Origin of the sequence: Thiomicrospira microaerophila (assembly GCF_000934765.1) — a bacterium.
GTDB classification, from domain to species: Bacteria; Pseudomonadota; Gammaproteobacteria; order Thiomicrospirales; family Thiomicrospiraceae; genus Thiomicrospira; species Thiomicrospira microaerophila.
In genome coordinates this window covers 1-9144 of record NZ_JYNN01000070.1, presented here as the reverse complement: position 1 = coordinate 9144, position 9144 = coordinate 1, and the positions used below count along the sequence as shown (strand labels likewise).

Genomic DNA, 9144 nt, shown 5'->3' with positions numbered 1-9144 from the left:
AAAATTAAAACGCTTACAGAATTAAATATTAACTAAAACAATTGGTTATCAATTGAAAGACTTACAAAGGTTGTATAGATCATGCCTTCTTAATGTCATTCAAAAGAGGACAACCTGATTGGACATTGTTTGATTATCCTAATGCAGCGGACTTGCCAGCGATTCGTTGGAAGTTGCAGAACATCAATAAATTGGCAAATAATCAAGCCAAGCATGCAGAGCAAGTAGATAAATTGAATCAAGTGCTTGATGGTTGGCTTTTAAGTGCAACAGCTAAATGATTTATTTAAACCTAACCTCGTCGTTCAATAAAGCAAGAACTCTAGTTAGATTGTGGTTTCTTCAATCTATCTAACCGACTCCACTTAAGACAACTGCATAGACTGTAGCCTCGAATTACTTGAACGAAGGATTGGCGTGAAAGTGGGTTGATGGTAGCTAAAGACCTCAGCAACCTAAGCTTAGAGCACTACGATACCGGAATATGTCAACATACTTTGAGCCAGTTCTTTAAAAATTAAATTGCATTTCGTTTTGCCCTTGGCAGAGTCGGGAAGTTTACCCCGGTTTCAATAGTTTGTTGATCAGCATCCTCCGGTATTGGGTTGATAAAGACTTCATTGGGTGGCAATTTCACCATTGGTCTGCCTTTGCTAAAACGTTCTGGATTGCGTTCAAAAGCCGCATCGAGTGCTTCTTGTCGAATCTTTGCGATATCTTGCACTTCACCATTAAAGACCTGATAAGGCGTAAATCCCGCCAGCGCGCTGTGGTGATGTTCATAGTTATACCAGGTCACATAATCCTGACACCATCGCATCGCATGGTCATAGTTGTCAAAACGTCGTGGATAATCGGGTTGATATTTAAGGGTTTTAAACTGCGCCTCACTCATGGGGTTGTCATTACTGACGCGCGGACGACTATGGCTCGCGGTAACCGCCAGCTCACCGAGTAAATCCAAGTAACAATGTGCGGTCATCGGTGTGCCGCGGTCTTGATGTAATGTTAGGCTGTTAGGTTGAATCTGGTAGCGTTGATAGGCCTCTTGGATCAGCTGTGAGGATAGAGCACTATTCTCCTTATGGGAAACCATCCAAGCGACAATAAAACGACTGTATAAGTCCATCACCACATACAGGGATAAATACTCGCCTCGCTTTTGGGTGGGCAGTTTGGCAATGTCCCAAGTCCAAACCTGATTCGGTCCATCCGCATGTAAACGCGGTACACTGTGAGATTGAGACGGACGCTGATTGCGTCGTTCGCCATTGAGATTTTGGGCGCGTAATAGCCGGTGCATAGTACTGACCGAGCACAGATACTCGCCTTGTTGCAATAAGTCATGATACACCTGCATTGGCGGTTGATTAGTATAAGTATCGCCGATCAAGAGGTTCACCACGTCTTGGCGTTCGGATTCCGTGAGCGCTTTGGGTTGTGCACTGTGCTTACGCGAACGCTCAACCGGTTGCACAGGACCGCAAAAGGTATGGCGCTGAGTGTGTGAACGCAGCGTATTGCGACAGATGTTGAGAATCTCTGCCGCTAGTCGTTCAGAAAGGTTACACGGTAATGTTTTATCAGCTAACATGGTTACGAGTTCTCCAGTTCGAGCGATTCGATCAGTGCCAAGGCTTTTTTTGGAGTAAAATACAGCTGTCTTTTATCGCCAGTTGTTTGAGCAAACGTGCATTCTCTTTCTCTAACTGCTCAATACGCTTTTGCTCTGGGGTTTTAGAAGGCGCAGGACCGGGTTTGGATTTGGCTAATCCCTGCACACCCGACTCAGCAAACTCATGGCGCCATTGCGCCAACTGATTGGAGTAGAGTTTTTCACGACGTAGCAATAAGCCTAACTCACCATGCTTACAGGCATCGGCTTGTTGCAGGATTGATAGTTTGTAGTCGGTGCTAAACACTCGGCGTGTCCGTTTTTCCAGTTCAGCTTTGGGCGAAACTTGGGTGTTAATCAATGTAATCGGTTTTGGCATGATAGTCTCCTAATGCGCCCTGATTTATATGTTATCTTAAAATCAGTTGGCTCAACATTATGTTGACACACAGGGATACCCAGCTAGTTAAAAGCTTGCGACAATTACAAGCGCAAACCGACTGGGTGATTAGGCCAATAATATCTTGTTGGTCGTGCCATCTGGAGTCGGTAAAACCCATCTCGCGCATGCACTAGGCCTACACCTGATTGATCAAGGTGTAAGAGGTCAAGGCCTTTAGCGCGCCCAATCTAGTGCAACAACGGCAAGTATCGCTAAGCGGACAATGTCGTTGACGTCTGACAGGCGCTAATCTCAACAAACACTATAATGGCAATGAGTGCTTCGATGCCATTACAGCATCAAGGCACAGTAATGGATTGCTGCATGTAGCTAATGGTGTTCAGTTATAGAATAACCCCTTAGATTGGTGTTTAGTACTTGAAAGGGCCTTTGAAGCCTTTAAAACAGGGGGGTTGGAGCATGTGTTCATTACAAATTATTCCTGCATTTTTAACAAGTTATTCCAAAATGAATTACAGATAATTCCATCTACAATCCCATTTATTCCATGAATTATTCCAGCTATTTCCAAAAATAATTCCTGACTTATTCCACGTTATCTTCCAATGATTTCCAAGATTATTTCCTAATAATTTCCCGTCTGAGGCGATAGTATTTAAGATGAGTGAGCTGATCGGTGACCAATGGTTTGGCTATGATGAGCGGGAAGTATTGATATTGGCATTTTTCTGGTGGAGAGCCCAATCGATAATAAGTACACTAATTTATCTTTGCACAAGCATTAGAAGGGGACACCCAATTAAAAATTGGCGTGACTTCAAGCCTTGCTCTGCACATCTTTCATCTGATCAGCAAGCTCGGCACGATCATAACCCATCGTGGTTTGAATGTGGCTATGCCCCGCTAACTGCTGCGCTATACGTGGATTACCCACTTCCAGCCACTCGGTGACGCGGGTTCTTCGCATATCATGGGTGGAGGGGAGGTTATCAAAATCAACACCTGATTGCATGGCTACCTTTTTTACTACGCGCCAAACGGATGAATTGTCGATGCCATTTAAGTCCAAAAGCTCACCTTTTTTGTTAGTACGCCCAAGCAGAAAGAGTCCCTTAACTGGCAATGAATGAATATGCTTAATCCAATCTGATAGAATCGTTGTTGACCTCGCATTTAAGGGCACTTCACGCTCCTTGTTTCCCTTGCCGACAACACGAACCACTTGTTCTTTAAGGCGCACATTTGCGATTTTGAGTTGCGAGATTTCTTCGCGTCGTAAACCTAAGTCAAACCCCAGCGTAAGAATCACCTGATCACGCTTGGCTTTATCGGAGTCCAGTTCAGTGCAGGCAAAGAGGGCGCAGATGTCCGGTTTAGATAACGCTTGGCCGGTAGGTAGACGCTCACCCTTAATGGCTTTTATAGCTTTGATTTTAGCAAACTCATTACCATCCATCATGCCGATCAACCAGGCCTGGTTAGCCACGCCTTTAATGGCGGACAATATTGCGTTGATGGTGGTGTATTTGAGCTGTTGCGCTTTTAAGTCATCGATGATTTCAAGTGTCTTGGGATAGTCGAGCTCATGCCAGGGATAAGTGCTGGGCTCATCAAAGCCATGCATGGTCGCCACTTTTTTAAGTCGTGATACCACTGTTTTTTTTGAAACACTTGATCCCAAAAGGGAGAGATAAATGGTTAGCGGGTTGGACTGTGCTGCCATGAGTAAAGCCTGATAGTGTCGGAGCGGATAGTATAACAAACCTAATACACTTACACTGATTTCAGATTATGCCGCTCTGGGTATTTGATAATGGCCTTGTTGGCTATTTTGCATAATGAAGCATTCATTGCGCTTGAGTGATAAGTTTGTCTGGCATGCTTATTCCTCTATACGAAAAGGTATCATCAAGTCCAAGGTTTATAAGGAAGACTGAGAAATCGAGATAAAAGATTGGTCTTTGGTCACAAGTTAACTTGTTGCGCCGTGGATTTTTAGACGTGACGGTTAATTTAGTAGTTTGATTGAATAGTCTTGTCAATACAAAGTTTTTTATGAATCTATCCAAGCCCCAAAAAATTGACTTGCGTAATGTTTTGAAGCATGAGGCTTTGGACGTTGCCCGATTAAGGGCGGTTCTTAAGCCAAGAATGGTTTTGCCGCTCATGCTGGTTTTTGTTTATAATATACTTAACCCAGTTACTAGAGGTATCCTCGGTGTGGCATCGGCGGCTGGTGATCAGTGTTTTATAGTTTTTATAAAAAAGCCTTGGCAATTTAGCTTGCTGAGGCTTTTCTATTGGCATTATAAACCCAATCAATTATCGGGGGGTTGTATGGCGTTGAACTTAAAAAATGCGTTTGAATCGACCTTTCGCTCTAACTACCGTTTTGAGTATTTTTTGGCTCTTGATCAATTAGGTCAGACAGGTCAGAGAACATTCACACGACACCCCAAATCACTGAATCGTTTAAACCAAACACCGCACTCATGCGCTCATCAGCATGCGCCGCTTAAAAATATCCTTAAGGTTGTGTAGAATGCTTCATGTATTAAATGGTAAATTAAAGCACTCACTCAGCTTGATAGTCTTGTTTTGTTTTGTCTTACTCAGTCCGTTTTATGCTCTGGCTGACAAGCCTGCAGAACCCGAAATCGTCATCATCCTGCACACCAACGATTTGCATTTCGACTTTAATCATCGAGAGCAGGTACAAGCGACGGTTGAGCAGTATCGCCAAGTATACGACAACGTCTATCTGGTGGATGCGGGGGATATGTTTACGCGTCACGACGCAAAATGGCCAATACCCGATTTACAGTGGTACGAAAAGGCCAGTCAAGACATAATCGATTTTATGAACCAACTAGAATACGATGCCGCCGTGCTAGGAAATCATGAAATTGACTACAAAAAAACCATTACACGCGATAGTTTAAAGCGTGCGAACTTCCCGCTAATAAGTGCCAACTTAGGCATCACCACGGATAAATTCATCCAACCTGAACCCTATATTCAATTCACCACCCGACAAGGCCATCTGATTACATTGCTTGGTTTATCGATAGGAAATAAGGAAGGCATAGAGCGCATTGGCAACAGACCGACAATCAGGCAGTACTTATACCTTAAAGAACAAAGCCATGTATTTGGTTTACTCTCTCATATTGGCTTCCAGCGTGATAAACGATTGGCGCAGGAATTTCCTCAACTCGACCTAATTATCGGGGGTCATTCACATACCCATCTAAATCCAGCGGTCATACATAATAATGTACTTATTGCGCAAACAGGAGGCCATGAACATGAAGTCGATCCAACTCGTCCGCAACACTTAGGCGTGATTAAGCTGACTATATTTAAGGGAAAGCTGATTGATAAGAACGGCAAAGTTATTACATTTAGCGCCTCTACACCGCTATAAACTAACCAGTCAGTCTTCACTAAGCTTCACAATCATCAGTTAGCTGTGAGTACTCCCTATAAGAGTTAGAATATTGGCATCCCCGCCACGAGCCAGTTTTACGTGCTGTTCTGATAAGCCTTTGAATGTGATAGGTCTTGTGTGGGTTGATTTTTTAGCTGCGCGTTGATTTTATAGTGTTCGAGCAAGTGCCATTTAAGCTGTTGGCAAGCTAGGGCTGTATTGGTTGTGACAAAACGATCGTGCTTCATGCATTTTAACCCTCTGGTTTATCTAACCCGGATAGTAACTATTCACCCCATACAAGGCGATTATCCATAATTTGCACCGATGATGGTGATTATTTTGGGTATCCGAAACATTCGGTTGTTTCTATAAATTTTAAACACTAATTAATTCGCAAATAACGGTTGTTTATATCGAATGTTATGCTATGCTGGGTTCGTTTTATACGGTTGTTGGAATATCTTAAAGGAAGTATCAACGTGAATGATTTAGCGGTCAATGATCCAAAAATCAAGAGTCGAATTTTCACTATTCGCAATGTACAGGTGATGATTGATCGTGATTTGGCAGAGCTGTATGGCGTGAACACTAAACGACTAAATGAGCAAGTCAAACGAAATGCTGCTCGTTTCCCTGAAAGCTTTAGGTTTCAGTTAACGGATCAAGAGAAAAATGAACTGGTCGCAAATTGCGACCGGTTCGCCTCCTTGAAACACTCAACTGCTTTGCCTTATGCTTTTACCGAACAAGGCGTTTCTATGCTATCTGCGGTGCTTAAAAGCGACACAGCCATTGCGGTGAGCATTCGCATTATCGAAACCTTTGTTTCTATGCGTCGTTTTATGAGTCAGCACGCCTTAGTGTTTGAGCGCATGGATGCCATCGAGCGTAGACAATACAGCACGGACACCAAAGTTGATGCAATCCTAGACGCTCTTGAAGCTAAAGATGCATCGCCAGCACAAGGCGTATTTTTCGACGGACAGATATTCGACGCTTACGCTTTTTTCAGTGATTTAGTTCGTAGTGCCAGTAAGACAATCGTATTAATCGATAATTACGTAGACGACACAACGCTAACCCTGTTGAGCAAGAATCAACAGGTCGATATTACCATCTTCACTCAGTCTGTCAGCAAACAACTTGCATTAGATATTGCTAAATACAATAGCCAGTACAAACCGATAGCCGTTAAAGAGCTCAAGACAGTACATGATCGTTTCCTTGTTTTGGATGATGAACGATGCTATCTAATTGGTGCTAGTCTGAAGGATTTAGGTAAAAAGGTGTTCGGATTTTCCATAATTGATAACTCGTTAATCAGCGGAGTCACCAAATGACTAAAACTAAATCATTAAATGATATTCGTCCTGAAGGTTTTGGCGACGATTACTTCGCGCAAATAAATAGTCATGCAAGAGAAAATGCTTACTAACATCCTAAACTTACCCGCTTACGTAGTGCTTGAAGTCGCTCAAGACGAGCACGACTATCACATTCGCGCAGAGACTAAGCAAGCACCTAGAGTATGCGCATATTGCGGTTCAGACAATATCATTGGCTCAGGTCGTCGAGAAAATCTCGTTAAAGATTTGCCCATGCACGGTAAACCTGTTGGCATCTATGTAAACTTGCGACGCATGAAATGCCATTCTTGTGCCAAGACTTTTTCCGAAACCTTGCCTGATGTTGATAACAAGCGAGGTATGACTAATCGGCTTGTGGAATGGGTGTGCAAACAAGCGGTTAGGCGTACATTTACCTCAATTGCCAATGAAGTCGGCATTAGTGAAGCGTCGGTACGCACGATGTTTAAGGACTATGTAGCTGGATTGGAAAGCAAGATAAAATTTGAAACTCCACAATGGCTAGGCATGGATGAAATCTACCTCATCAAACCCCGTGGCGTGATTGCTAACGTGCAAAACAACACCATTGTTGATTTGCTGGTGAATCGTAATAAAGAAACCATCATTCACTACCTAAGTAACCTCAAAGGCAAAGAAACGATTCAATACGTCATGATGGATATGTGGAAACCATACCGCGAAGCCTGTCAGCAAGTCATACCACAAGCCAAAATTATCATCGACAAGTTCCATGTGGTGCGTATGGCCAATAATGCGCTAGAATCAGTCCGTAAGTCATTGCGTGAGTCTCTTAGCGCCAAAGAACGCCGCTCACTGATGCACGACCGCTTCATTCTGTTGAAGCGTGAACATGACTTAACAGAGCAAGAAGCTTTTTTACTTTCAGGGTGGACACTCAATTACCCACTGTTGGCACAGGCTTATCGACTTAAAGAAGGCTTTTACGGTATTTACGATGCTCCTAGCAAGACGGAAGCAATGGCATTATACGCCGCATGGAAGGCATCCATTCCAAAAGAATTAATATCAGACTATTATGAGCTAGTGCGTGCCTGTGATAACTGGATACCGTGGATTATGAACTACTTTGACCATCGTATTACCAACGCCTATACCGAATCACTCAACAACCTGATTCGAGCCACTAATCGTAAAGGACGTGGCTATAGTTTTGAAGCATTGCGGGCTAAGATGTTGTTTGCGGAAGATGCGTTCAAGAAAGAAAAAGTTAAACCCAAATTCAATCATCGCAGGCAAGAAGAAAGAACTTTCTTTATGTCACGCGCGCTCATGGATTGTTATGAGCCTCCAAGCCAAACAACACAAATTGAGAAAAACTATGGGGTCGATATTAACAAGCTAATCGAGCTACTAGAAGCGGAACGGATTTAGTGGAAACAACCGCAAAAAACGAATCCCCATTATTTTATCGACTTGGTGTTTTATAACTTTCATCTAAAGTGCTTTGTAAAGATTGATTTAAAACTCAACAAGCTGACATATCAGGATGTTGGGCAAATGGATATATATGTGCGCATGTATGAAGATCAAAAAGGCCGTGTAGACGATAACCCGACAATTGGCTTAACTTTATGCAGTGAACAAAATCATACTGTGGTCAAGTAGTTAAATTAAGTAACCAGGCCTGTTGATGATGGGCCAGAGCTCTTATTTATTGATGTTGCATAGGTAATAATTATTCATTTTGATGTTTGACCGCTCAGTGTTACATGGTTACTAAGTGGTGCTATATGTGGTTAAGTTAACGATAAAACAGCTTAATAACAACTCTATATAGTGCAATAGAATGTAAATTATGTTGCGTTATGCGCAGATGTGCTATTTCCTTTGTTATGGACTCAATGGTCCCCATGCGTTTTATATTTCAGGCTAAACACATGAGTGACCATTCACTTTTTAGCGCTTCCAATCCACGCAGTAAAAAGGTTCTAAAACCCATGACTGATTTGATGAAACAAATACAGATACGACAGTTTGGTTAATGCTGACATTTGCAGTCTAGGAGCCTGTCGGACTAATCAAACAATAATATGCTAAAAGACGATATGTGTTAAAATATGCCCATATTACTTATGAGATAAAAACAATGAGTCGCTTTCGCCCAATAGACCGCCTTAGCGGATATCTTCTACCGCCAACCTTAGATGAATGGCTGCCTGATGACCATCTTGCACGTTTTGTCGTCGAGGTCGTTGACCAGCTTGATTTAACCCAAATTGAAAACAGTTATGGTTTGCGCGGTAGTAGCGCCTACCACCCCAGTTTATTAATTAGCTTGTTGGTCTATGGCTATGCCACCGGT

General features: G+C 42.7%; 9 protein-coding genes and 3 pseudogenes. 8 read left to right on the top strand and 4 right to left on the bottom strand.

The window, feature by feature from the left end:
- Nucleotides 1-77: 77 nt before the first annotated feature.
- Nucleotides 78-281: pseudogene (locus NA59_RS12040) on the top strand (nucleotidyl transferase AbiEii/AbiGii toxin family protein); the annotation flags it as partial.
- A gap of 236 nt (nt 282-517) precedes the next feature.
- Here the strand turns inward: NA59_RS12040 and NA59_RS12035 are convergent.
- Both NA59_RS12035 and NA59_RS12030 read right to left on the bottom strand, forming a co-directional pair.
- The gene (locus tag NA59_RS12035; protein ID WP_044413110.1) at nt 518-1594 is read right to left on the bottom strand and encodes an IS3 family transposase; all 1077 of its coding nucleotides are present in this window, start codon (nt 1592-1594) and stop codon (nt 518-520) included.
- Between the two features lie 31 nt (nt 1595-1625).
- Nucleotides 1626-1994 (bottom strand): hypothetical protein, encoded by a 369-nt coding sequence (locus tag NA59_RS12030; RefSeq protein ID WP_044413108.1) that lies wholly within the window; start codon nt 1992-1994, stop codon nt 1626-1628.
- A gap of 145 nt (nt 1995-2139) precedes the next feature.
- On the opposite strand from NA59_RS12030, the gene NA59_RS15830 reads away from it, so the two are divergent.
- On the top strand, nt 2140-2235 hold the full coding sequence (locus tag NA59_RS15830) for an ATP-binding protein (RefSeq protein WP_198401114.1): 96 nt from the start codon (nt 2140-2142) through the stop codon (nt 2233-2235).
- A 600-nt stretch (nt 2236-2835) separates the two neighbouring features.
- Here the strand turns inward: NA59_RS15830 and NA59_RS14520 are convergent.
- Nucleotides 2836-3741, bottom strand: a complete 906-nt coding sequence (locus NA59_RS14520; RefSeq protein ID WP_052501664.1) for a tyrosine-type recombinase/integrase — start codon at nt 3739-3741, stop codon at nt 2836-2838.
- Between the two features lie 332 nt (nt 3742-4073).
- Here NA59_RS14520 and NA59_RS12020 point away from each other — a divergent pair, with 332 nt between their 5' ends.
- Nucleotides 4074-4559 carry a hypothetical protein gene (locus tag NA59_RS12020; protein WP_044413105.1) on the top strand — a complete coding sequence of 162 codons (486 nt, stop codon included), beginning with the start codon at nt 4074-4076 and terminating at the stop codon, nt 4557-4559.
- A gap of 1 nt (nt 4560) precedes the next feature.
- The gene (locus NA59_RS12015; RefSeq protein ID WP_044413102.1) at nt 4561-5445 is read left to right on the top strand and encodes a metallophosphoesterase; all 885 of its coding nucleotides are present in this window, start codon (nt 4561-4563) and stop codon (nt 5443-5445) included.
- A gap of 98 nt (nt 5446-5543) precedes the next feature.
- On the opposite strand, the gene NA59_RS15195 is transcribed toward NA59_RS12015, so the two are convergent.
- On the bottom strand, nt 5544-5696 hold the full coding sequence (locus NA59_RS15195) for a hypothetical protein (RefSeq protein WP_157792626.1): 153 nt from the start codon (nt 5694-5696) through the stop codon (nt 5544-5546).
- Nucleotides 5697-5930: 234 nt separating this feature from the next.
- On the opposite strand from NA59_RS15195, the gene NA59_RS12010 reads away from it, so the two are divergent.
- From NA59_RS12010 to NA59_RS12000, 4 genes and pseudogenes are all read left to right on the top strand, one after another.
- Nucleotides 5931-6791: an ORF6N domain-containing protein gene (locus tag NA59_RS12010; RefSeq protein WP_044413099.1), complete on the top strand. Its 861-nt coding sequence runs from the start codon at nt 5931-5933 to the stop codon at nt 6789-6791.
- A gap of 84 nt (nt 6792-6875) precedes the next feature.
- Entirely contained in the window at nt 6876-8213 is a 1338-nt protein-coding gene (locus tag NA59_RS12005) for an ISL3 family transposase (RefSeq protein ID WP_044413116.1), read from the top strand.
- Nucleotides 8214-8246: 33 nt separating this feature from the next.
- Nucleotides 8247-8447, top strand: a pseudogene (locus tag NA59_RS14860) (PDDEXK nuclease domain-containing protein); the annotation flags it as partial.
- 481 nt (nt 8448-8928) lie between these two features.
- Nucleotides 8929-9144, top strand: a pseudogene (locus tag NA59_RS12000) (IS5/IS1182 family transposase); the annotation flags it as partial.